We start from the raw sequence: 22631 nt of genomic DNA on the forward strand, positions 1-22631 counted from the left end.
AGAAACAGAGTTCGAACGAACGGGTACCAATCGATGTGGCAATTTTTTCACAAGCTGGGGTCGCCGAAATGGTTTTACGGCATCGCGACCCGCCTGATGCCTTGGCTGCTGGCCGCCGGCGCGCTGCTGCTGTTGTCGGGCGTGGTGTGGGGGCTGGCATTCGCGCCCAAGGATTACCTTCAGGGTAACAGCTATCGCATCATCTACATTCACGTGCCGGCGGCGTTTCTGGCCCAGTCCGCGTACATCATGATGGCTGTCGCCGCGGTGGTCACCCTGGTCTGGCGCATGAAGCTGGCGGATGTGTTCGTGAAGGCGGTGGCGCCGGTGGGGCTCTGGCTGACCTTTCTGGCCCTGTTCACCGGCGCAGTCTGGGGCAAGCCCACCTGGGGCACCTGGTGGGTCTGGGACGCGCGTCTGACCTCCATGCTGATCCTGCTGTTCCTGTACGGCGGCGTCATCGCCCTCGGCCGCGCCATCAGCGACGAAAAATCGGCGGCCCGGGCGACTGCGGTGCTGGTTCTGGTCGGTGTGGTGAACATCCCGATCATCAAGTACTCGGTGGAATGGTGGAATACCCTGCACCAGCCCGCCACCTTCAAGCTGACGGAAAAGCCGTCGATGCCGCCGGAGATGTGGGTGCCGCTGCTGCTTTCGGTTCTGGGTCTGTACCTGATCTTCGGCTGGCTGGCCTGCATCCGCATGCAGTCCGAGATCCTGATCCGGGAGTCCCGGACCCGCTGGGTTCGTGAATTGGTGATGGCGGGGAGGAACTAATTCATGGCATTCGAGTCACTGTCTGCATTCATTGCCATGGAAGGCCACGGTCCCTATGTGTGGACCTGTTACGCCGTCTTCTTCCTGTGTCTGGTGGCGCTGATGCTCCAGTCGCTGCGCCGGCGCCGGGCGCTTCTGGACGAGTATCGCCGCGCCCTGGCGCAGCGGGACCGGGCCGCGCGGGACAACGCGCGGACGGCGGCCACCTTTACCCGAGTTGACGTACCCCAAGATTGAACAGCAGGTAACCCATGCATCCGATCCGTAAGAAACGGCTGACCATCGTTCTGGTTCTGCTCGTCGGCATCAGCCTGGCGGTGGGCCTGATCACCTACGCGCTGCGCCAGAACATCAACCTGTTTTACGACCCGACCCAGATCGCTTCGGGCGAGGCGCCCCTGGATGCCCGCATCCGGGCCGGTGGCATGGTCGAGGAGGGCTCGGTCATCCGTGACCCGAACAGCCTCAAGGTGGAATTCCGGATTACCGACTTCAACCGGTCGGTGCCGGTAGAGTACACCGGCATCCTGCCGGACCTGTTCGCGGAAGGGCAGGGGGTGGTCGCCATGGGACGGCTGACGCCGGAAGGCCGCTTCGTCGCGGACCAGGTGCTGGCCAAGCACGACGAGAACTACATGCCGCCGGAAGTGGCGGAGGCGCTGGAGAAATCCTCCGGCGGGCAGCACAAGGCCGGCGGCATGGCGTCGCCCGTCGTCACCCAATAAATTCCGTAGCCTTGACAGGGGATACTGATGTTTCCGGAACTCGGACAGATCGCACTGATCATCGCGCTGTTGCTGGCAGTGCTCCTTTCCGTCGTACCCCTGGTCGGTTCGCTGACCGGGCGGGATAACCTGCAGGCATTTGCCCGGCCCCTGGCCTCGGGCCTGTTCGTGTTCATCGGCTTGGCGTTCGCGCTGCTGACCCATGCTTTCCTGACCGATGACTTCTCGGTAGCCTACGTCGCCAACAACAGCAACAGCCTGTTGCCCTGGTACTTCAAGTTCAGCGCCGTCTGGGGCGGACACGAGGGGTCGCTGTTGCTGTGGATTCTGATGCTGTCGACCTGGACCCTGGCGGTGGCCATTTTCAGCCGGCGCCTGCCGTCGGTGATGATCTCCCAGGTGCTGTCGGTTCTGGGCATGGTGGCGGTGGGCTTTCTGCTGTTCATCATCGTCACCTCCAACCCCTTTGACCGCCTGCTGCCGAACGTGCCGGTCGATGGCGCCGATCTCAACCCGCTGCTGCAGGACGTGGGTCTGATCATGCATCCGCCGATGCTGTACATGGGCTATGTCGGCTTTTCCGTGGCCTTCGCCTTTGCCATCGCGGCACTGATCAACGGTCGCCTGGATGCCGCCTGGGCGCGCTGGTCCCGGCCCTGGACCACCGTGGCCTGGGCCTTCCTGTCCGTTGGCATTGCCCTGGGGAGCTGGTGGGCCTACTACGAGCTGGGCTGGGGCGGCTGGTGGTTCTGGGACCCGGTGGAAAACGCGTCCCTGATGCCCTGGCTGTCTGGCACCGCGCTGATGCACTCGCTGGCGGTGACGGAAAAACGCGGCGTGTTCAAGAGCTGGACGGTGCTGCTGGCCATTGTCACCTTTGCCCTGAGCCTGCTGGGAACATTCCTGGTTCGCTCCGGTGTGCTGACGTCGGTGCACGCGTTCGCCTCCGATCCGGAGCGGGGAACGTTCCTGCTGATGCTGCTGGCGGTGACGGTGTTTGCGAGCCTTGCCCTGTATGCCTTCCGGGCTCCGGTGGTGCATGTTCGTTCCCGGTATGGCGCCCTGTCGCGGGAGGTCTTCCTCCTGCTCAACAACATTTTGCTGGTGGCGGCGACGCTGCTGGTGGCGATTGGCACCCTGTACCCGCTGGTCCTGGACTATCTGGAACTGGGCAAACTGTCCATCGGCGAACCCTTCTTCAACCTGACCTTCAGCCCGCTGGCGGTGGCGACCGGTCTGCTGCTGGGGGCCGGCATCTTCTCCCGCTGGAAAAAGACCGACGGCGGCTGGCTCGGGCGCACGCTGCTCTGGCCCCTGGCCATCAGCGTCGTGGTGAGTGCCGCGGTCATGGTCGGTTACGGTGGCTTCCGGCCCTGGGCCTTTGCCGGTGTGTTCACCGCGTCCTGGGTGGCGGTGGCCACCGGCTGGGACCTGTGGCTCAAGTCCGCGTCCCGGCAGGGTCGGGTGGCGGGCTTGCGGCGCCTGTCCCGCAGTTACTGGGGCATGGTGCTGGGGCACCTGGGCCTGGCGATGACCATCGCCGGCGCCACTGTGGTGTCCAACTATGGTATCGAGCGTGACGTGCGCATGATGCCGGGGGATGTCGCCAGCGTCGGGGACTACCAGTTCGTATTCACCGACATCGGCGAGCGCCAAGGCCCGAATTTCACCGCCCAGTATGCCGGTTTCGATGTGCTGCTGGACGGTGACAAAATCGCCGAGCTGCACCCGGAGAAACGTCAGTACCGGGTCGGCATGAGCGTGATGACCGAGGCAGACATCGACGCCGGTCTGTTCCGGGACCTCTTCGTGGCGATCGGCGAACGCCTGTCCGAGGACGCCTGGGCGATCCGTCTCCAGTACAAGCCGCTGGTGCGCTGGTTGTGGCTTGGCGCCCTGGTGATGGCCATCGGCGGCTTCCTGGCCATCGCCGATCGCCGCTACCGGATTCGCGAGACCGCCCGGGAGCCCCGGCCGGTGGCGGATGCGCCCAAGGGCGGTGCGGAGGTGTTGTCATGAAGCGCCTGCTGCTGTTCCTGCCGCTGCTGGTGGCCGCCATCCTTGGCGTGGTGCTGTTCGCCGGCATTGGTCGTGATCCGACCCGCCTGGAGTCGGCCCTGATCGGCAAGCCGGTACCGGAGTTCAAGCTGGAGGACCTGCACGATCCCGGGCGTCAGTGGGACCGCAGCCTGTTTCTGGGGCAGGTGTCCTTGCTCAATGTCTGGGGCACCTGGTGCCCGTCCTGCCGGGATGAACACCCCGACCTGATGCGCCTGGCCCGCGAGCACGGTGTACGCATCATCGGCATGAACTACAAGGATCAGCGGGTGGACGCCCTGGACTGGCTGCGTCGGCTGGGGGATCCCTACCAGGTGAGCCTGTATGACCCGAAAGGCACCCTGGGGTTTGATCTGGGCGTGTACGGCGCGCCGGAAACCTTCGTCATCGACGCCAACGGCATCGTTCGCTACCGCCATGTCGGCGAGATCAACGAAAAGGTCTGGCAGGACATCCTGCGGCCGGTGGTTGAACAGGCCCGGGGGAACGGCTGATGGTGCGGAAACTGAGACTGCTGCTGCTCGTACTGCTGGTTGGTGCGGTTCCGGCCTGGGCGGACGTGGCCGATGTCTACGACTTCGACAGCCGGGCCCAGGAGGTCCGGTTCCAGAATCTGCTGGCGGAACTGCGTTGTCCCAAGTGCCAGAACCAGAACATCGCCGACTCCCATGCGCCGATCTCGCAGGACATGCGGGATGAAGTGTACCGGATGATGAAGGCGGGTGCTTCCGACGAGGAGATCGTCGATGCCCTGGTCGCCCGTTTCGGTGAGTTTGTCCGCTACAAGCCGAAGCTGGACAGCCGTACCTTCCTGCTGTGGTTCACCCCCGCGATCGCGGTGTTTGGCGGCCTGTTGGTGGTCGCCGGCGTGGTCATCCGCTCACGGCGCCGGGATCGTTCGGAACCGCCGTTGAGCCCGGAGGAACGGGCCCGTGCCGAGCGGATCCTGGCCGGTGCCGACAGCGGCGGACCGGCACCGCGTGAAGACTGATTCCATTTCATCCATGTTCAAGCCTGCGACACCGTTTCCATGACTAACACCTTCTGGATAGCCGCCACCGGCCTGATTCTCCTGGCCCTTGCGTTCATTCTCTACCCCGTCCTGTTCCATCGCCCGGAGGCCCGGGCCCGGGCCGACCTGCGGAACCAGAATCTGCTGGCCTACCGTACCCGGATGAAGGAGCTGGAGCAGGAACGTGACGCCGGCATTCTGGACGAGGAGAACTATCAGCTGCTGAAGGAGGAGCTCGCCGGCGCCCTGCTGGACGACGTCGCCGAGACCGACGAGCCGGCGGCGCGGCCTCCTCGGGCTCCCGGTCGCCGCAGTGCCATGGCGGTGGCCCTGGTGTCCATTCTGCTGCTGCCCGCGGGCGTTTTCCTGCTGTATCAGAAGTGGGGGGCCATGGATCGGGTCGAGCAGTTCCTGACCATGCAGGAAATGCAACGCTCCGGCGCCGCCCGGGAGGCACGCATGGCGGAGCTGGTGGAGGAACTGAGGGCCAAGCTCGAAGCCAGTCCGGACAATCCCGAGGGTTGGGCGATGCTGGGGCAGAGTTACATGCGCCTTGAGCGGTACACCGACGCGGCCTGGGCTTTCCGGCAGCTGGCCGACAGCGTGGCGGGAGACGACAACGCCCGGGCCGTGGCCCTGGGGCTGGCGGCCCAGGCGCTGTTCTTCGACAGCCGTGGCGACATGACCGAGGACGTGACCCGTACCATCGAACAGGCGCGCGCCCTGAACCCGGACGAGGTGAACTCGTTGGGTTTGCTGGGGATCCACGCCTTCGGCCGAGAGGACTACCGGGAGGCGATCCGGTACTGGCAGCGGATCGTGGAGGTGGCACCCGACCATCCGCAGATCGCGTCAATCCGCGGGGGCATCGAGGAAGCCTATCGACGCCTGGGCGAGACGCCCCCTGCGGAACCCGCCGCCGGTCCCGGGGTTACGGTACAACTGTCCCTCGCCGACGGCCTCGCCGGCCAGATACCGCCGGACACCACCCTGTTCGTGTTCGCGCGTGAAGCCGGCAATCCGTCCGGTCCCCCCCTGGCGGTGGCCCGCCTGAGCGCAGGTGACCTGCCGGCCACGGTGCGTCTGGACGACCGCATGGCAATGTCGCCGCAGCTGGCCATCTCCAAAGTCCGTCAGGTGATGGTCACCGCGCGCCTGAGCCGTTCCGGCGAGGTCACCGCCAGTGCCGGCGACTGGCAGGGCCAGCTGGCGGCGCCGGTGGCCGTCAGTGACGACGGCGACCCGGTGTCCCTGGTGATCGACCGTCAGCTGACCAACTGATACGGACGCCCGGCACCCGCTCACGGCGACAGATTGTCCGGGTAGAGCGGGGGCAGGGCGGTGTCGTTGCCGTTGGTCGGTGCCGGTCGCTGGCGCCGTGCCCGTTCCAGGGCGGCCAGCAGCGCCCGGTGGTCGTAGGCGTGGCCGTCAGGTTGGGCTCCGAAGCGGGCCTGTTCCAGGCGCGCCAGTTCCGCGGCCAAGCTGTGGTCGCCGAGGAAGGCCGCGACATCGTCAACGGTCCGGAAACGCTGGCCCGGATAGCGTGCGCGCATCCAGCGCAGCAACAGTCGCGGCGTGTCCGGCGAGGCCGCCCTCGCGGCCAGAATGAGTTGATCGTACCGGGCCCGTTCGGAACCGTCGGCATCCCGCTCACCCCGGCTTTCGGCCGGCGCTCCCCGTCCCCGCTGCCACCACCATCCAGCGACACTCAGGCCCCAGCCGGCGGCCAGGATCAGGCTAACCCAGAACCAGGGATTGCGGTCGGCTCCAGGTGCATCGGTGACCGCCGGGCCGGTCGCCGGTTCGGCGGCGGGCTCCGGTTTCGGGGGGCTGGCCTGGGGCGTGGCGGGGGCCGGCTCCGGGCTGCTGGCGGAGCCGATCACCGACAGCGTGCGTGCATCCAGCACCGCCACTTTCTCGCTGTCGGTGTCGGTGTCCCACCAGGGAATCCGGATTTCCGGCAGGGTCATGTCGCCGGCCTGGACGGGCACCAGAGCGATGGTCTGGCGCAGGCGGCCCTGCAACCCATCCTGGCCGACCTCGGTGTCCCGCTCTGGCTGGTCGGGGTAGGCACGCAGGCCCGGGGGTACCTGGTCCGGCAACGGCGGCAGGGTTTCCGCCGGCAGTCCGTCGGCCCGAAGCACCAGGGTGCGGGTCAGGTTGTCCCCGGCATGCACCTGGGGAGTGGCCGGCAGCCCGCTTTCCTCCAGGGTCAGGTTGCGGGCCGGCAGCCAGGTGTCACCGGAAAAGCTGTCCGGCACCGGCTTGACCGGTATGGGGAAAAACTCCTCGCTGTCCCGGAGGAAACGCAAGGCCCCTTCGGGCGTGCGTGCCTGGCCCTCGAAGCGAATGGGGGGCAGCTCCAGTTCGCCGGGCTTCTGCGGGAACACGGCATAGCGCCGTTCCACCACCCGATAGCGAATGCCGTCCCGGTACCGGGTGTATTCCCGCTGCTTGCCCAGCGCCTCGACCACCGCATCGGGGTGCTCCGGCTCCGAGAGCTCACCGCGAATCAGGTTTCCCGTGAAGAACAGTTTGACGGTGAGCACCAGCTGTTCCTGGACGTACACCTCGGCTTTGTCCGCCGACAGTTCAATGAAACTGTCCCTCGGCCGGGCGCCCTGGTCTGCCGGCGCCCCCGGCACCACCTCGATATCGATGGCCTTGGACGTGGTGCCCTTGAAGGTCAGGGGCGGAATGGTCAGGGTGCCGGTGCGGGTGGGGGCCAGCTGGTAGGTCCAGGTGATTTCCCCCACCATGTCGCCGTTGATGGTCTGGATGCTGTAACGCTGGTTGCGGGCGAGGATCTCGAAGTCCGGTTCGACCTTTTCAATGTCGGGGGAGGGCAAGTCCGAAAGGTTGAAATCGAACAGATTGCCCAGGTTGATGTCGATTTTCATGCGGCCCTTGACGGTGAGGGTCAGCACTTCCCCTTCGTACAGCCGGGTCCGGTCCGGCTCGACGCGCAGTTCGTCGGCCTGGACGGCAGAGGCCAGCACCAGCCACAGGAGGGCCAGGAGGGTGACGGTCCGTTTTACCATGGTGTATCGCCTTCGTCCGGAGGTGTCTGACGTTCCTGATACTGTTGCAGAAATTTGCGGCGCAGCAGACCGCCCGGGTTGTCCGGAATCCGGCGCAGCCACTGTTCCTGCGCCTGACTCAGAGGTACGGTCGACAGCTCGTCCGGTGCCTCGGCTCCGTCCTCCCGGCCCTCGCCGGGTTGCTGCTCATGGCCGGTGTCCGGTTCGGGGGGCGGCGGGGGCTCTGCCGTTTCCTGGGAGGGCTGGGGGGCCTGCCCGGCGTTGTCACGGGACGGCTCTGGGGCGCCGTTGGGGGGCGTATGGCCCGGAGTGGGGCCGGCGTTGCGGTCCGATTGGCTGTCCTGCCCCTGACGGTCGGGCGAGGACTGGCCGTGTTCTCGATCATCGCCCGGGTTCGGCGTTTGCCCCTGGCCTTGGCCCTGCTGCGACGGCTGGCGGCGTTGGCGCAGCAACTGTTCCACCAGCGCCCGGTTGTACCGGGCGTCCTCCATTTCGGGGTCCTGCGCCAGCGCCGAGTCGTAGGCCTTGATGGCGTCCTCGAGCCGGCCGGCCTGGGCCAGGGCATTGCCCCGGTTGTAGTCGGCATCCGGCCCCTGAAGGGTACCGAACAGCTGTGCCGCCTGATCGTAGCGGCCGGCCCGGTACAGCGCGGTGGCTTTCCATTCCGGCTGCGTCAGTTCCCGGGCGGCCTGTGCTGGGTCCTGCTCGATCAGCGCCGGCGCACGCTGGTCGTCCCGAAGCCAGAGGCTGTCCCAGCTGGCGGCCTGGGCCGGCTGGGGCGCCAGGGGAAGCATCAGCATCAGGGCGCCGGCGAGCATGCCCCGGCGCCACCCCAGCAACAGCAGGGGCGCGGCCAGCCACAGCAGCCAGTAGCCGTCGTCCTGCCAACGCGCCACCGTCAGATCGTTGGCGTCTTGCCAGTTGTTGCCGTCGGCGGCGCGCAGGGCCAGGGCCTGGATGTCGCCATCGTCCAGGGTGAGGGCATGGCTGTGGCCGCCGTTGTCGCGGGCCAGCCTGGCCAGCCCGGGGGCATCGGCCCGGGTCATGACGATGTTGCCGTTGTCCCGGATGAAGCCCCGCTTGGCGAGGGGAATGGGGCCGCCCTGTTCGGTCCCGACCACCAGGGTGTCCAGGGGGTAGCGCCCGTCCTGCAGCTGGTCGTGAATGGCGGCGCGGTACCGCTCGTTGACCCCGTCGCTGATGAGCAGAATTCGGCCCGGCCCCGGGGCTCCCTGGGCGAGCAGGGCCCTGGCCTGAGCCACCGCGAGGTCGGCCCGGTTGCCCTGGGCCGGCATGATCACCGGGTCGAGCACGGCGAGCATAGCTTCGATGGTGCGGGCGTCGTCGGTCAGTGGGGTCACCACGTGGCTGTCGGCGGCGTAGACCACCAAGGCGTTGAGGCTGCCCGCCCGGGCATCCAGGATGTCCCGGATTTTGCGCTTGGCCTGGGTCAGACGGTCCGGTTCCACGTCTGTCGCCAGCATCGACAGGGACAGGTCGAGCACGATCACCAGGCTGTCGCCCGGGTGTTTCAGGGGCGTGGGGGCCTCGCGCCAGGCGGGGCCGGCCAGGGCCAGACTGAGGCTGATCCAGGCGATGGCCGGAAGCACCCGCCGGGCGACCGGGTGCCGGCTGGCCGGGTCGTCCCGGCTCCGTACCAGGGGGGTGAGCAGGTGCTGGGGAATCCAGCGGGACCAGCCGCTGTCGCCGATGCCGCCGTGCCGCAGGGCCCACAGCAGCAGCGGGAGCAGGAACAGCAACAACAGCCAGGCCGGGCGCAGGAAGTGGAGATCAGTCATCGCGGGCCTCCTCCTGCCGGTGGCCGGCGCTTGGCATGCGCCGGAGTTCGAGGCGGCGCAGCAGCAGCCCGAGCGCGCCGGCCAGGGCCGCCAGACCCGCCGGCCAGTGGAACAGCTCGGTGACCGGCCGGAAGTACTTGCCCTCCAGTTCGATGGTCTCCAGCTGGTCGATGCTGTCATAGATCTGTTCCAGCTCCGGCAGGCTGCGGGCGCGGAAATACTGGCCGCCGGTGCTTTCTGCCATGCGCGTGAGCAGGGCTTCGTCGAGATCCCGGGACGGGTTGACCCGGCGGGAACCGAGCAGACCACGCTGGAGCATGCTTTCGGCGCCGATGCCGATGGTATAGAGCCGGACGCCGGCGGCCTTGGCGATTTCGATGGCTTTGTCCGGACGGATCTCGCCAGCGGTGTTGGCGCCGTCGGTGAGGAGGATGGCCACCCGCTGGCCCTGGGGCCGCTCCCGCAAGCGCTTCACTGCCAGGCCGACGGCGTCGCCGATGGCGGTGGCGCGTCCGGCCATGCCGAGGCCGGCTTCCTGAAGCAGGGTCCGGACCGTTTCCAGGTCGAACGTCAGCGGTGCCTGGACGTAGGGTTCGGTGCCAAACAGGATCAGCCCCAGGCGATCGCCCTGGCGCCGGGAGATGAAGTCGTTCAGGACGTACTTGACCGCCTGCAGGCGGTTGATGGCACGGCCCTGGATGATCATGTCCCGTTCATCCATGGAGGGAGAAATGTCCACCACCAGCATCAGGTCGCGGCCGGTGACCGGCAACTGCACTTCCTCGCCCACGTGCTGGGGCCGGGCCAGGGCCAGCACCAGTAACAGCCAGAGCAGGTACAGCAGCCCCTGCTGCCAGCGTGGGCTGGCGGAGCCCCGGGGGGACACGCCGGGCAGACCGGACAGCCAGTGACCGGTCGGGAGGTGGGGCGCTGGCACCGGCGGCCGGGCGGGACGCAGTCGCTGCAGTACCGGTGGCAGCAGCGCCAGCACCAGCAGCCAGGGGTAGGCGAACGTCAGCACCGCTGACCTCCCAGCCACAGGCGGGCGAAGTCGAGGGCTTGGGCCGGGTCGGTATCGGTGCTGGGGCGCCAGGTGGCCCGCACCAGTCCTGCCACCACTGGCCGGGCGGCGATGCGGTCGCGGGGGGCGGTGGCCAGTAGGAAATCGATCCAGGCCTCGCCGCTCAAGGACTCGGGGTGCTGTTCCGGGTGACAGGTCCGGGCCACCCGTTTGAGCAGGGCGTTCAGCTCGGCGAACCAGGCCGGGGAGGCCTCGGCCCGGTCCTGCAGCTGTGCCAGCAGCCGTTCGGCGTCGCGGCGCCAACGGTTGCGGCGACGGCGTCGGCGCCACCAGAGCACCAGGGCGGCCAGCAGGGCCAGGGTCATGGCCGCCAACAGCCACCAGCCCGGCGCCGGTGGCCAGAAACCCCCGCTGGCCGGCAGGTGGATGTCCTTCAGTTGGCTCAGGGGATCGTCCGGTGTCATCCGATCCGTCCTCCCGGTCCAAGCAGCGGGCGCAGGGCACCGGCGGGCTCGTCGCCGGTGGCCAGGTTGGCATGGGCCACGCCGGAGGTGCGGAAGCAACTGGCCAGCCGGGCTTCGTGGGCCTCCACCTTGGCCTGCCAGGCCCGCTGGAAGCTTGGATTGCCGGCGTCAAACCAGAGTGGCCCTGTCGCGGTGGCCACCGCGTAGCGCCCCCGCTCCGGCAACCGCCGCTCCAGCGGATCTTGAATCCTCAGCGCCGTGACCGGGTTGTGGCGGGCCAACGAGCCCAGCAGGCGCGGGGTGTCTTCGGTCAGGCCGAGGAAGTCGCTGAGGATAACGATGCGGTTGCCGGTATGGGCCACCCGGCGGGCTTCGATCAGGGCCTGATTCAAGCCGGCTGTGTCCGCGGGTGTGTCGGGGTCGGGTGGGTCGTCGGGGGTGTACTGCCGGTCGGCCAGGGCGTCAAGCAGACGCAGTACGGCGTTCTTGCGCCGGGCCGGGCGCAGTACCGACAACCGTTGGCCATTGAATACGATGCCGCCGACCTGATCTCCGGCCCAGAATGCCAGCCAAGCCAGGATGGCGGCGGCCTGGGCACAGCGGACCTGTTTGTAGGCTCCGGTGCTGGCGAAAAACAGGGTCGGTCCCAGGTCGCAGAGCAGCAGCACCGGACGCTCCCGTTCCTCATCGTAGAGTTTGGTGTGGGGGGCCTGGCGGCGGGCGGTTACTCGCCAGTCGATGCTGCGGATGTCATCCCCCGGCTGGTATTGCCGGACCTCGGAGAACACCATGCCCCGGCCTTTCTGGGGGGATTTTCGCAATCCGGCCTGGCGGCTGCGGGCGGAGCGGGCGGTGGGCAGTTGCAGGGCGCGGGCGTCCGCCTGCAGCCGGATCAGGTCCGGCAGCGGGGCGTGGATTGCGGAGTGGCTGGCGGTCATCTCGCTGGTGGTAACCTCCCGGAGCATGGGGAATCAGGCGGTGACGGGCACAAGGTCCAGAAGCCGGCTGATCAGGGCGTCCGGCGTTATACCCTCGGCTTCCGCTTCGAAGGTCAGCAGGAGCCGGTGCCGGAGCACGTCGTAGGCCATGGCCCTGACGTCCTCGGGGCTGACGTAGTCACGGCCATCGAGCCAGGCATGGGCCCGGGCGCAACGGTCCAGGGCAATGGTGCCGCGGGGACTGGCGCCGAAGGCGATCCAGCGGGCCAGTTCGGGGTCCAGGATGGCGGCGTCCCGGGTCGCCAGAACCAGAGCCAGGAGGTACTGTTCCACCGGCTCCGCCATGTACAGGTCCGCGACTTCGGCCCGGGCCTGGAACACCGTCTCTGCGCGAATTCTCAAGTCGGCTTTCGGCAGTCCCTGACGGTAATCGTTACGGGCCAGGTGTAGGATGGCCTTCTCCGCTTCGGCCGAGGGGTAGTCGATCAGCACATGCATCAGGAAGCGATCGAGCTGGGCCTCGGGCAGAGGGTAGGTGCCTTCCTGTTCAATCGGGTTCTGGGTCGCCATGACCATGAACAAACGATCCAGCGGGAAGGTTTTCATGCCCACGCTGACCTGGCGTTCCGCCATGGCTTCCAGCAGCGCCGACTGCACTTTCGCCGGAGCGCGGTTGATTTCATCGGCCAGCACGAGGTTATGAAAAATGGGCCCTTTCTGGAACTCGAAGTGTCCGGTCTCGGCCCGGTAAATCTCGCTGCCGGTGACATCGGACGGCAACAGGTCAGGCGTGAACTGGATGCGGTGAAAGTCGCCCTCGCGATGGTCGGCCAGGGCCTTGATGGCTGTGGTCTTGGCCAGCCCGGGGGCGCCTTCCACCAGCAGGTGCCCATCGGCCAGCAGGGCGATCAGCAACCGATCCACCAGCGTTTCCTGACCGATAATCCGTTTGGCTAACTGAGTCCTTAACTCACCGAACGTATGCTGTAGTGACATTGGGCGTGGCCGCTCCCTGTTGATCCGATGTCCCGTCGGGGAAACGTATTGTTCATAAGTAGTTGCCGCAGTTTTCGCATGTAAACGGCAAAAATCAAGCGTTTGGCTATGCTTATGTGACGATGCGTCGATTACGTTTATTTCACACTGACCAGAGGTAGTTCATGAACGCGCTGACTGTGGCCAGCAAGGAACAGTTCTTCCAGCAGCTCGCGGATGCATTTGCCGAAAAAATCGCCAAAACCGAGGCAAAGAAAATCAGTGAGTTCGCGAAACAGCATTACGCCCACATTCCCCTCGAAGAGTTGGTGAGTCGACGATTCTCGGATACCTATGGCGCCATCCTGGCGGCCTGGCAATTCCTGCAGAAGCGCACCGCGGACGAGACGCCGGTTTCCGTGTTCAACCCGGACCTGGAAAGTGACGGCTGGCAGTCCACCCACACCGTGATCTTCATCCTGCATCCGAACATGCCGTTCCTGATCGATTCCCTGCGGATCGCGATCAACCAGCGGGAAATCGGCACCCACTCCATCCAGCATTCGATCCTGCGGGTGGAACGGGATCCGAACGGCAAGCTCAAGCGGCTTTTTTCGACCAAGAAAAGCAGCTCCAGTTCCCAGTTCGAGGCTTTCATCGTGCTGGAGATCGATCGCCACAGTGATCCCGAGGACCTGAAAGCGCTGGAGCAGGCTCTGCAGAACGTGCTGCACGAGGTTCGGATTGCCGTGTCCGACTTTCCCCGGGTCACCGGCAAGGTCAACGAGTGCATCGCCGAGCTGGACACCACCACCGCCGGCATCAGCGAGGAGGATAAGGACGAGGCCAGGGCCTTCCTGAAGTGGCTGGTGGAAGATCATTTCACCTTCCTGGGGTATGACGAATACGACTTCGCCCCCGACAAGGACGGCTTGGTGGTGCGCCGGGTACCGAATTCCGAGCTGGGTATCCTGAGGGTCAATAACGAGCGGCCGGAAAAGGTCCGCCTGAGCGAGCTGCCGCGGACCCGCCAGGAGATGACCCGGGGCAACGATATCTTCATCTTTGCCAAGTCGGCGCAGCGTTCCCGCGTGCACCGGCCAGCCTACCCGGACTACATTGCGGTCAAGAAATTCAATGACCAGGGCGAGGTGATCGGCGAACGCCGGTTCCTGGGCCTGTACACCGCCCGGGTTTACAACGAACGGCCGGACGAGATCCCGTTGTTGCGCCGCAAGTTCGAGACGGTGATGCAGCGCTCCGGTTTCCTGCGCGATGACTACGCCGGCAAGGAGCTGGAACAGATCCTCACCCTGTACCCCAGGGACGAGCTGTTCCAGATCGAAACCGACGAGCTGCTGCGGGTAGCCAAGAGCATTCTCTACATTCAGGAGCGCCGCCGCATCGAGCTGTTCATGCGCGAGGACGTGTATGGTCAGTTTGTCACCTGCTTGGCATTCTTCCCCCGTGACATCTACAACACCGAGCTGCGCCTGAAGGTGGAACGGGTACTGCTGGAGTATCTGGGGGCCGAGGATATCGAGTTCGTCACCCACTTCTCCGAGTCGGTCTTGGCCCGGGTCCAGTTCACCATCCGGGTACCGCAGGTGGAGAACCGGCAGCTGCCGATCGCCGAGATTCGCGAGAAGGTCATCGAGCTGGCGCAGTCCTGGCGCGACGGCCTCTACGACGCGCTCAGCGAGTGCTATGGCGAGGAACGGGGCAATGAGTTCTACCGGCTGTGGGCGGGCGGTTTCCCCGCCAGCTATACCGACATGTTCTCACCGCGCCGGGCAGCGATCGACCTGGATCACATCGCCTCGGCCGCTGACAACGACGACCTGGCGATGAGCTTCTACCGGGCGTTGGAAGAAGACGAGAGCACCTTGCACTTCAAGCTGTTCTATCCGGACGAGCCGCTGCCGCTGTCCGACGTCATGCCGATTTTCGACAACCTCGGCTTCCGGGTACTGGGCGAGCACCCGTTCGAGGTGCTGGATCGCCATGGCAAGTCCGTGTGGATACACGATTTCACCCTGCAGGCCCATTCTGGTGACGTGGTGGACATCCACCGCATCCGGCCGATCTTCGAGGACCTGTTCCGCAAGGTCTGGTACGGCGAGGCGGAGAACGACGCCTTCAACCGCCTGCTGCTCTCCTCCTACATGAGCTGGCGGGAAATTGCGTTGCTCCGGGCTTATGCGCGCTATATGCGCCAGATCCGTTTCTCCAACAGCCAGACCTTTATTTCCAACACCTTGGTCAACCATGTGCACCTGACCCGGCTGCTGCTGGACTTCTTCGACACCCGGTTCAATCCGGACCGGCACCAGAGTCACGCCAAGAGCGAGGCGGCCCAGCAGAAGCTGCTGCTGGAGTTCAACGCCGGCCTGGACGAGGTGGACAACCTCAGCGAGGACCGGGTTCTGCGCCTGTACATGGAGCTGATGCAGGCGACCCTGCGCACCAACTACTACCAGCTGGACGCCGAGGGCCAGCCCAAGCCTTACATCAGCGTCAAGTTCGATCCTTCCCGGATTCCAGACATGCCGCTGCCGCTGCCGATGTTCGAGATTTTCGTTTACTCACCCCGGGTGGAAGGGGTGCATCTGCGGGGTGGCAAGGTGGCCCGGGGTGGCCTGCGCTGGTCCGACCGCTTTGAGGACTACCGCACCGAAATCCTGGGGCTGGTGAAGGCGCAGCAGGTCAAGAACGCGGTGATCGTGCCGGTGGGCGCCAAGGGTGGCTTTGTGGCCAAGCAGCTGCCCGACCCGTCCGACCGCGAGGCCTTCCAGGCCGAGGGCATCGAGGCCTACAAAACCTTCATCCGGGGCCTGCTGGACGTGACCGATAACCTGGTGGATGCCGGTATCCAGCCGCCCCAGTGGGTGGTGCGCTACGACGAAGATGATCACTACCTGGTGGTTGCGGCGGACAAGGGCACGGCCACCTTCTCCGACATCGCCAACGGCATCGCCGAGGAATACGGTTTCTGGATGGGCGATGCCTTCGCCTCCGGGGGCAGCAACGGTTACGACCACAAGAAGATGGGCATCACCGCCCGGGGCGCCTGGGTGTCCGTGGAGCGCCACTTCCGGGAGATGGGTATCAATCCGGCGGTGGATGAATTCACCGCCATCGGCATTGGCGATATGAGCGGCGACGTGTTCGGTAACGGCATGCTCTGTTCCGAGAAGACCAAGCTGGTGGCCGCCTTCAATCACATGCACATCTTCGTCGATCCGGATCCGGATCCCGAGGTGAGCTACCGGGAGCGTAAGCGGCTGTTCGAGCTGCCGCGATCCGCGTGGACGGACTACAACCCGAAACTGATTTCCAAGGGGGGCGGGGTGTTCAGCCGCAGCGCCAAGTCCATCCCGGTCAGCCCCGAGATGAAGAAGCTGCTGGACATCAAGGCCGATCGCGTACCACCGAACATGCTGATCAGCCATATCCTCCGAGCCCGGGTCGACCTGCTCTGGGTGGGGGGGATTGGAACCTACGTCAAGGCCAGCACCGAGTCCCACGGTGACGTTGGCGACAAGGCTAACGACGGCCTGCGCATCAATGGCCGGGAATTGCGCTGCAAGGTGGTGGCCGAGGGCGGCAACCTGGGGCTCACCCAGCTGGGCCGCATCGAGTATGCCCTCAAGGGGGGGCGGCTGAACACCGACTTCATCGACAACTCCGGTGGTGTGGACTGCTCCGACCATGAAGTCAACATGAAGATCCTGCTCAACCGGGCCGTGGCGCTGGGGGATCTGACCGCCAAGCAGCGCAACCTGATGCTGGAGGAAATGACCGACGACGTGGCGGCACTGGTGCTGAAAAACAACTATCGCCAGACCCAGGCGATCAGCATCGCCAGTGAGGATACCGCCTCGCGCCTGGAGGAATACCGGCGCCTGATGAATACCCTCGAAAGCCAGGGCAAGCTGAACCGGGCCCTGGAATTCCTGCCGGATGACGAGACCCTGTCCGAGCGCAAGCTGGCGAACAAGGGCCTGACCCGGCCGGAACTGTCGGTACTGATCTCCTACGTCAAGGCGGATCTGAAGCAGACCCTCATCGACAGTAAGTTGCCGGACGAGCCGCTGCTGGCCGGTGAGATGTACAAGGTGTTCCCGCGGGCCCTGACCCAGAAGTTCAGTAAGGAGCTGGGCGAGCACCAGCTGCGCCGCGAGATCATCGCGACCCAGATCGCCAACGACATGGTGAATCACATGGGGATCACCTTCGTCGAACGCATGAGCCAGTCCACCGGCGCCGACGCAGCGTCCATCGCCCTGGCCTGGATCATCGCCCGGGACGTATTCCGGATCGACAACTGGTGGGACCGGATCGAAGCCCTGGACTTCCACGTGTCGGCCAAGCTGCAGATGGAGCTGATGCAGGACCTGATGCGCCTGATGCGCCGGACCGTGCGCTGGTTGCTGCGCAACCGCCGCGCCGAGCTGAACATTCAGGGGCACATGGAACGCTTTGCCGACAGCGTCTGGGCCATCACCGCCGGCCTGCCCGACTATCTGGGCGACCAGGCGCGGCAAACCTGGGAAGCCCGGCATCAGGAGCTGGTGGACGCCGGCCTGCCGAACGAACTGGCGTCGGTGCTGGCCGGAACCAATTACCTGTACTCCTCGCTGGGTATCATCGAGGCCCGGGAAGCCACCGGCATGCCGCTCAAGACAGTGGCCAACCTGTACTTCGAGCTGGGTGACCGCCTGGATCTGAGCTGGTTCGCCGACGCCATTGCCCAGCTGCAGCCTGGGTCCCACTGGCAGGCATTGGCTCGGGAGAGTTTCCGGGAGGACCTGGACTGGCAGCAGCGGGCTCTGACCACCGGCGTGTTGCGGCTGGCGGAATCGCCGGAGGACGTGCCCCGGTGCGTGGAAAACTGGTTGCAGGGCCACGAGGCCATGATCAACCGCTGGAACGCCATGCTGGCGGAACTCAAGGGCGCGCGCGAGCCGGAGTATGCCATGTTCTCGGTGGCGCTGCGGGAGCTGCTGGACCTGGCCCAGAGCACCCAGCACCAGAGTGCGCCCGAGACCAGCTAGGTATTGCGTTGCGGCCCGGGTTCACGTTCAATGCGTGGCTCGAGTCTACTACGGGAGAGAAAATTCATGGGGCAGCTGGACCACCTTCTGGACAAGAACCGGGCCTGGGCCAACGGCATCAAGTCGGTCGACCCCAAGTTCTTCGACCGCCTGTCCAACCAGCAGGCGCCGGAGTACCTCTGGATCGGCTGTGCTGACAGCCGGGTTCCGGCCAACCAGATAGTCGACCTGCTGCCCGGTGAGTTGTTCGTCCACCGCAACGTGGCGAACGTGGTGGTGCACACGGACTTCAACTGTCTGTCGGTCCTCCAGTTCGCCATTGAGGTGCTCAAGGTCAAGCACGTTATGGTGGTGGGGCATTATGGCTGCGGCGGTGTCCGGGCGGCGTTGCAGAACCAGGGGTTTGGCTTGATCAGCCACTGGTTGCGCCACGTTCAGGATGTCCGTGACCGTTACCAGGACGTGCTGGACGCCATTCCCAACGAGCAGGACCGGGTGGACCGGCTGTGCGAGCTGAATGTGATCGAGCAGGTCAGCCATGTCTGCCAGAACAACATCGTCCAGGAGGCTTGGCGCCGTGGCCAGCCGCTGACCGTGCATGGTTTCGTGTACGATGTCGCGGACGGCCTGCTCCGGGACATGGGCCTGTCGATTTCCAGCAAGGAAGAAAAGGAGCAGATCCGGCGCAACGCCGTGGACGAGCTCGTATTGCGGCCGGTGCGCTCCGGACGCCAGAAAGTTGTTTGACCCCGGAGCCGGTGCCTGAGCGCCGGCTCGTTCCATCCGTTTGACCCGTCGGTTTTTTCTGCCATGTCCGTACTTCCCAATTCCCACGAGGTGTTGTTGCGCCACGTCGGTCGCCTGCGTGGCCAGGTGGCGTTGCTGGGTGTCCAGGATCCGGCCCTGCTGTCCAGGCTGGCGGTCACCGGGCTGGCCATGACCGAGCACGCCGGCGTCCATCGGAGCCTTTCCGGCGCCGCCGGCTGGCGCGCTGCCTTTGGCTACGACGACCCGACCTTGCAGGCAGCCCGTTACGACAGCCTGGTGGTGTTTTTGCCCAAGGCCCGTGCTGAGCTGGAGCTGCGCCTGGCCCTGGCCTTCTGGCTGGCCAGGGCCGGCGCCGAGGTCCTGCTGGTGGGGGAGAAGAAAGAGGGCATCGCCGGTGCCGTCAAACACTTCCGGGCCCGGGCACCGTCTGCGGTCAAGGTCGACAGTGCCCGCCACTGCCAGGTATGGAGTGCGCAGGTGGCCGTGCCCCTTGCGGCCTTTGACCTGGCCGACTGGCTGAGCTGGACGCCGCTGGCGTACCGGGGCGTGTCGCTGAACATCGCCGGATTGCCGGGGGTGTTCAGCCTGGGTGAACTGGATGACGGCACGGCGCTGCTGCTGGACTCGTTTGCCGAGCGGCCCCTGGTGGCGCCCCGGGTGCTGGACTTCGCCTGTGGTGCCGGGGTGATCGGTGCCTGGTTGCAGGCCTCGGCCCGGGCCGAGGGCCGGGAGGTTCCGGTGGATGGCGTCGATGTCCAGGCCCAGGCGGTTCGCTGTGCCCGGGAAACCTACGCCCGCAACGGCGGTCAGGGCACCATCCTGGCGTCCGACGGCCTGTCCGGGGTGTCGGGGCGCTGGCCGGCCGTGGTCAGCAACCCCCCCTTCCATTCTGGTGTGAAAACCGATACCTCCATGACCGAACGTTTCCTGGCCCAGGTGTCCGAGCACCTGCAACCGGGCGGCGAACTGCGGCTGGTGGCCAACAGTTTCCTGCCCTATGAGACCCTGATGGCCCGCCATGTAGGGCCGGTGGAGCGGCTGGCCGGGGACCGCCGGTTTACGGTTTACCGGGCTGTCCGGACATAAAAAAAGCCCCTGGGGTACGGGGCAAGGGGTAATGGGCGTGAACACCCCATACTCTAGGGTGAATTTCTAGAGTAATCAGCCTAAAAATCGTCAGTTTCCAGATGGAATCTCGAATGATCGAAACGAGCAACGATAGCCTGCCAACCCCCGAGGGGGTGCTGGCTCTGGTCCGGCCTGGTGGGGCGCGGGGGCTGAGGGCCTGGGATGCCGCCGATGCGTTGTTGCTGGACACCGCCCATGATTATCTTCGGGAGCAGCCGGATGCGCGGGTGCTGGTGGTGGACGATGCTTTCGGAGCCTTGGGGCTGGGCTTGGCCCGCGCCCGCCCGGACCTGGTGGCCGACAACGCCACCCTGGCGTCGGCCCTGCGCGCGAATCGGGCCCGCAATCCCGGATGCCCGCCGGTGGCCGCACCGAGTGACTGGCGGGCGCCGCCTTCGGGGCCATACGACTTGGTGCTGCTGAGGATTCCCCGGCAGGCGGACTACCTGGGCTGGCTGCTGCGCTGGCTCAACGGTGTGCTGGCGGCACAGGGCCGGTTGCTGGCCGGTGGTATGATCAAGCACCTGCCCGACCGCAGCGTGGCGCTGTTCGCCGAAGCGGTCCGGACTGACACGGTGCTGCCGGCGCGCAAGAAGGCCAGGGTGGTGGTTTGTCGCCGGGGCGAGGCTCGTCTGGCGGACTGGCCGGATACCTGGAAAGGCTATCGGCTCGACGACGGCCTGACGTTCGAGGGATTGCCGGCGGTATTTTCCCGTGACCGGCTGGACCAGGGTACCCGTCGGTTGTTGCCCTGGGTGGCCCGGGCGGTGGCCGCGCTGCCCCCGCAGGCGCGGATGCTGGATCTGGCCTGTGGCAATGGCATTCTGGGGATTTCCGCGTTGGTCCGGCGTCCGGACCTGATGGCGACCTTTGTGGATGTATCCAGCCAGGCCCTGATGAGTGCTGGCCATAACCTGGCCCGGGCCTGCCCCGGGGTTGATGCCGCTTTCCTGCACCAGGACGGCTTGGCGGGGTCGGAAGGGCCGTTCGAGCTGATCCTGCTCAACCCGCCGTTCCATGACGGCGGCGCGGTGGGGGACCACATCGCCTTGCGGCTGCTCCGCCAGGCGGCGCAACGGCTGGCGCCCGGGGGCCGCCTGCTGTTGGTGGGCAACCGGCACCTGGGCTATCACCGGAGCCTGCGCCGGTGGTTCAGCCGGGTCCGTCAGCTGGACGCGGACCCCAAATTCGTGGTGTTCGAGGCTGGGCGGTCGTAGCCGAGGCGGGCCAGGGTATCGACGATGGCCTGGGTCTGGCTGTCGATCTCAATATTGACCCGGTCGCCCACCTGGGCCTCGCCGAAGGTGGTCGCCCTCAAGGTTTCCGGAATCAGGTGCACGTTGAAGCGGTTGTCGCGTACCTCGCCAATGGTCAGGCTGGCGCCGTTGACCGCCACGAAGCCCTTCGGAAAGAGGTAGCGACTCCAGCCCTCCGGCAGTTCGAACCAGACCGTGACGTTGTTTTCCGGCCGTTCGATCGCCACCACGGTGGCGGTGGTGTGGATGTGACCGGACAGCAGGTGGCCGCCGATCTCGTCACCGATACGGGCGGCCCGCTCGAAGTTCACCCGGTCTCCGGGCGCCAGCTGGCCGAGGATGGTCCGGTTCAGGGTTTCCTGCATGGCATCGAAATACAGGGTGGCGCCTTCCTGCCGGGTCACCGTCAGGCAGGTCCCGTTGATAGCGACGGAGGCGCCGATGGCAACGTCCCGGGTCTGGTGCTCGGGAAGCCGGATCGCCAGTGTATTGAGCCCCGGACGAACGGTGACCGCCTCCACGGTCGCGATCCCTTGGACAATGCCTGTAAACATAACCTGACCTCACTGCGGGTGAATCCTGGCGCCTTGCCGGAAAGACCGAAGGATAGCGGTCCGGCCCCGGGCTTGCCAAGTGTCCGGCGGCCGGGCTCAAGGATTGGGCATGTTCGCCGATACCCGAAACAGATACATTGATAGACTCCATGCGCAATAGGTTGAGAGCCTGATGGCGGAACACACTTCATCGTCCCAGGATCGGGACGCCAGCCGTGAGCCGGTGCTGCGTCCGGGGCGTGCCGCTGATCCTCTGCCGCAACCCCGGGACGGGGAGGCGGCGGCTCCGGTGACCGTCGCCGATGACGGCGCACCCGGGACGACCGCGGATGCGGCGTCCGCCGACTCCCCGGCGGAGCACGAGGCGGAAGGACACGGGCACGAAGGGGACGCAGGCCAGGTCGCCCAGGCCAGCGCCGCCGCCCGGCAGCGGCGCCTGCGCTTGCTGCTGCGTCAGTGCGACCGGGTGCTGCTGATGGACTTCAACCTGCTCGCCATGAACGACTGGCCGGACAACTTTACCCTGGCCGCCGCCCGCCGTCGTCGCGATCTCTGGCTGACCGGGGCGTTGGCGGCGGCGGCGGTGTTCCTGAGCGGCCTGACCGGGTTTGTGCCGGCCTGGCTCGCCGGTGGGGGCTTCGGGGCCTTCGTGATCATCCTGCTGCTGGGACTGCCGGCCATCCGTCGGGTCTACACCTCCCGTCCGTCCTATCTCGATCTGCTGCTCCGGCGCCATCGGCTGCTGGCCGATGCCCGCCGTCACGCCGCTCACCTGGAAGGCAAGGAGGGGCTGGTCTGGCAATGTGTGGGCATGGCGGAGTACAACCCGGCGCTGAAAAACCCGCGGTTCAGCGGGCTGGTGCGGTTATCCGAGCAGCGAGCGCTGCCGCGCAGCCTGACCCGCCGGGAGCATGTGCGCTTGTACCTGATCTTCCTGCTGGAGGCGGAGAAAGCCTATGCCAAGGTGCAACAGGCATTTTTCGAGGGTAATCAGCAGGCCATCGATCGGGGTTGGGAGCAGGTGGCGGCGGAGCCGGAGCCCCGCGCTTGACATCATC

General features: G+C 66.1%; 19 protein-coding genes. 12 read left to right on the plus strand and 7 right to left on the minus strand.

Annotated features, from left to right (window positions below):
• Positions 1-33 precede the first annotated feature (33 nt).
• From BTO32_RS01435 to ccmI, 7 genes are read left to right on the plus strand one after another with little or no spacing between them, the layout of a single operon-like run.
• Positions 34-777: a heme ABC transporter permease gene (locus BTO32_RS01435; RefSeq protein ID WP_076722659.1), complete on the plus strand. Its 744-nt coding sequence runs from the start codon at positions 34-36 to the stop codon at positions 775-777.
• Positions 778-780: 3 nt separating this feature from the next.
• Entirely contained in the window at positions 781-1014 is a 234-nt protein-coding gene (gene ccmD / locus BTO32_RS01440) for a heme exporter protein CcmD (protein ID WP_076722660.1), read from the plus strand.
• Positions 1015-1028: 14 nt separating this feature from the next.
• Positions 1029-1502: a cytochrome c maturation protein CcmE gene (gene ccmE, locus BTO32_RS01445; protein ID WP_076722661.1), complete on the plus strand. Its 474-nt coding sequence runs from the start codon at positions 1029-1031 to the stop codon at positions 1500-1502.
• A 27-nt stretch (positions 1503-1529) separates the two neighbouring features.
• Positions 1530-3521, plus strand: coding sequence for a heme lyase CcmF/NrfE family subunit (locus BTO32_RS01450; protein ID WP_076722662.1), 1992 nt, complete (start codon positions 1530-1532; stop codon positions 3519-3521).
• A complete protein-coding gene (locus BTO32_RS01455; protein WP_076722663.1) occupies positions 3518-4054 on the plus strand; it encodes a DsbE family thiol:disulfide interchange protein in 537 nt (178 codons plus the stop codon). The genes BTO32_RS01450 and BTO32_RS01455 overlap by 4 nt, the downstream gene beginning before the upstream one ends.
• Positions 4054-4551: a cytochrome c-type biogenesis protein gene (locus BTO32_RS01460; protein WP_076722664.1), complete on the plus strand. Its 498-nt coding sequence runs from the start codon at positions 4054-4056 to the stop codon at positions 4549-4551. The genes BTO32_RS01455 and BTO32_RS01460 overlap by 1 nt, the downstream gene beginning before the upstream one ends.
• Positions 4552-4590: 39 nt before the next feature.
• Positions 4591-5853: a c-type cytochrome biogenesis protein CcmI gene (gene ccmI, locus BTO32_RS01465; RefSeq protein ID WP_076722665.1), complete on the plus strand. Its 1263-nt coding sequence runs from the start codon at positions 4591-4593 to the stop codon at positions 5851-5853.
• A 20-nt stretch (positions 5854-5873) separates the two neighbouring features.
• On the opposite strand, the gene BTO32_RS01470 is transcribed toward ccmI, so the two are convergent.
• Genes BTO32_RS01470 through BTO32_RS01495 form a run of 6 tightly spaced genes read right to left on the minus strand, consistent with a single transcriptional unit; the run spans position 5874 to position 12831 of the window.
• Complete coding sequence (locus BTO32_RS01470; protein WP_076722666.1) at positions 5874-7613, minus strand: BatD family protein; 1740 nt, start codon at positions 7611-7613, stop codon at positions 5874-5876.
• Positions 7607-9412: a VWA domain-containing protein gene (locus BTO32_RS01475; protein WP_076722667.1), complete on the minus strand. Its 1806-nt coding sequence runs from the start codon at positions 9410-9412 to the stop codon at positions 7607-7609. The genes BTO32_RS01470 and BTO32_RS01475 overlap by 7 nt, the downstream gene beginning before the upstream one ends.
• Positions 9405-10433 carry a vWA domain-containing protein gene (locus BTO32_RS01480; protein ID WP_084206738.1) on the minus strand — a complete coding sequence of 343 codons (1029 nt, stop codon included), beginning with the start codon at positions 10431-10433 and terminating at the stop codon, positions 9405-9407. The genes BTO32_RS01475 and BTO32_RS01480 overlap by 8 nt, the downstream gene beginning before the upstream one ends.
• Positions 10427-10897: a DUF4381 domain-containing protein gene (locus BTO32_RS01485; RefSeq protein ID WP_076722668.1), complete on the minus strand. Its 471-nt coding sequence runs from the start codon at positions 10895-10897 to the stop codon at positions 10427-10429. Before BTO32_RS01485 ends, BTO32_RS01480 begins: the two co-directional genes overlap by 7 nt.
• Complete coding sequence (locus BTO32_RS01490) at positions 10894-11835, minus strand: DUF58 domain-containing protein (RefSeq protein WP_076722976.1); 942 nt, start codon at positions 11833-11835, stop codon at positions 10894-10896. Before BTO32_RS01490 ends, BTO32_RS01485 begins: the two co-directional genes overlap by 4 nt.
• A gap of 33 nt (positions 11836-11868) precedes the next feature.
• Positions 11869-12831 carry an AAA family ATPase gene (locus tag BTO32_RS01495; protein ID WP_076722669.1) on the minus strand — a complete coding sequence of 321 codons (963 nt, stop codon included), beginning with the start codon at positions 12829-12831 and terminating at the stop codon, positions 11869-11871.
• 164 nt (positions 12832-12995) lie between these two features.
• Here BTO32_RS01495 and BTO32_RS01500 point away from each other — a divergent pair, with 164 nt between their 5' ends.
• The 4 genes from BTO32_RS01500 (at position 12996) to BTO32_RS01515 (ending at position 20980) form a co-directional block, all read left to right on the plus strand.
• Entirely contained in the window at positions 12996-17867 is a 4872-nt protein-coding gene (locus BTO32_RS01500) for an NAD-glutamate dehydrogenase (protein WP_076722670.1), read from the plus strand.
• A 66-nt stretch (positions 17868-17933) separates the two neighbouring features.
• Complete coding sequence (gene can, locus BTO32_RS01505) at positions 17934-18614, plus strand: carbonate dehydratase (protein ID WP_076722671.1); 681 nt, start codon at positions 17934-17936, stop codon at positions 18612-18614.
• Between the two features lie 63 nt (positions 18615-18677).
• Positions 18678-19721: a methyltransferase gene (locus BTO32_RS01510; protein WP_076722672.1), complete on the plus strand. Its 1044-nt coding sequence runs from the start codon at positions 18678-18680 to the stop codon at positions 19719-19721.
• A gap of 113 nt (positions 19722-19834) precedes the next feature.
• Positions 19835-20980 carry a class I SAM-dependent methyltransferase gene (locus BTO32_RS01515; protein WP_076722673.1) on the plus strand — a complete coding sequence of 382 codons (1146 nt, stop codon included), beginning with the start codon at positions 19835-19837 and terminating at the stop codon, positions 20978-20980.
• Here the strand turns inward: BTO32_RS01515 and BTO32_RS01520 are convergent.
• The gene (locus BTO32_RS01520) at positions 20929-21573 is read right to left on the minus strand and encodes a riboflavin synthase subunit alpha (RefSeq protein ID WP_076722674.1); all 645 of its coding nucleotides are present in this window, start codon (positions 21571-21573) and stop codon (positions 20929-20931) included. The two genes, BTO32_RS01515 and BTO32_RS01520, sit on opposite strands and share 52 nt — an antisense overlap.
• Before the next feature lie 172 nt (positions 21574-21745).
• On the opposite strand from BTO32_RS01520, the gene BTO32_RS01525 reads away from it, so the two are divergent.
• The gene (locus tag BTO32_RS01525) at positions 21746-22624 is read left to right on the plus strand and encodes a hypothetical protein (protein WP_076722675.1); all 879 of its coding nucleotides are present in this window, start codon (positions 21746-21748) and stop codon (positions 22622-22624) included.
• Positions 22625-22631 lie beyond the last annotated feature (7 nt).

This window comes from Marinobacter lutaoensis (assembly GCF_001981305.1).
GTDB classification, from domain to species: Bacteria; Pseudomonadota; Gammaproteobacteria; order Pseudomonadales; family Oleiphilaceae; genus Marinobacter; species Marinobacter lutaoensis.

What these genes read in the sequence shown, in the direction of transcription:
- BTO32_RS01435 (WP_076722659.1), top strand. Translation starts at nt 34, where the DNA reads ATGTGGCAATTTTTTCACAAGCTGGGGTCGCCGAAATGGTTTTACGGC.
- ccmD (WP_076722660.1), top strand. Translation starts at nt 781, where the DNA reads ATGGCATTCGAGTCACTGTCTGCATTCATTGCCATGGAAGGCCACGGT.
- ccmE (WP_076722661.1), top strand. Translation starts at nt 1,029, where the DNA reads ATGCATCCGATCCGTAAGAAACGGCTGACCATCGTTCTGGTTCTGCTC.
- BTO32_RS01450 (WP_076722662.1), top strand. Translation starts at nt 1,530, where the DNA reads ATGTTTCCGGAACTCGGACAGATCGCACTGATCATCGCGCTGTTGCTG.
- BTO32_RS01455 (WP_076722663.1), top strand. Translation starts at nt 3,518, where the DNA reads ATGAAGCGCCTGCTGCTGTTCCTGCCGCTGCTGGTGGCCGCCATCCTT.
- BTO32_RS01460 (WP_076722664.1), top strand. Translation starts at nt 4,054, where the DNA reads ATGGTGCGGAAACTGAGACTGCTGCTGCTCGTACTGCTGGTTGGTGCG.
- ccmI (WP_076722665.1), top strand. Translation starts at nt 4,591, where the DNA reads ATGACTAACACCTTCTGGATAGCCGCCACCGGCCTGATTCTCCTGGCC.
- BTO32_RS01470 (WP_076722666.1), bottom strand. Translation starts at nt 7,613, where the DNA reads ATGGTAAAACGGACCGTCACCCTCCTGGCCCTCCTGTGGCTGGTGCTG.
- BTO32_RS01475 (WP_076722667.1), bottom strand. Translation starts at nt 9,412, where the DNA reads ATGACTGATCTCCACTTCCTGCGCCCGGCCTGGCTGTTGTTGCTGTTC.
- BTO32_RS01485 (WP_076722668.1), bottom strand. Translation starts at nt 10,897, where the DNA reads ATGACACCGGACGATCCCCTGAGCCAACTGAAGGACATCCACCTGCCG.
- BTO32_RS01490 (WP_076722976.1), bottom strand. Translation starts at nt 11,835, where the DNA reads ATGACCGCCAGCCACTCCGCAATCCACGCCCCGCTGCCGGACCTGATC.
- BTO32_RS01495 (WP_076722669.1), bottom strand. Translation starts at nt 12,831, where the DNA reads ATGTCACTACAGCATACGTTCGGTGAGTTAAGGACTCAGTTAGCCAAA.
- BTO32_RS01500 (WP_076722670.1), top strand. Translation starts at nt 12,996, where the DNA reads ATGAACGCGCTGACTGTGGCCAGCAAGGAACAGTTCTTCCAGCAGCTC.
- can (WP_076722671.1), top strand. Translation starts at nt 17,934, where the DNA reads ATGGGGCAGCTGGACCACCTTCTGGACAAGAACCGGGCCTGGGCCAAC.
- BTO32_RS01510 (WP_076722672.1), top strand. Translation starts at nt 18,678, where the DNA reads ATGTCCGTACTTCCCAATTCCCACGAGGTGTTGTTGCGCCACGTCGGT.
- BTO32_RS01515 (WP_076722673.1), top strand. Translation starts at nt 19,835, where the DNA reads ATGATCGAAACGAGCAACGATAGCCTGCCAACCCCCGAGGGGGTGCTG.
- BTO32_RS01520 (WP_076722674.1), bottom strand. Translation starts at nt 21,573, where the DNA reads ATGTTTACAGGCATTGTCCAAGGGATCGCGACCGTGGAGGCGGTCACC.
- BTO32_RS01525 (WP_076722675.1), top strand. Translation starts at nt 21,746, where the DNA reads ATGGCGGAACACACTTCATCGTCCCAGGATCGGGACGCCAGCCGTGAG.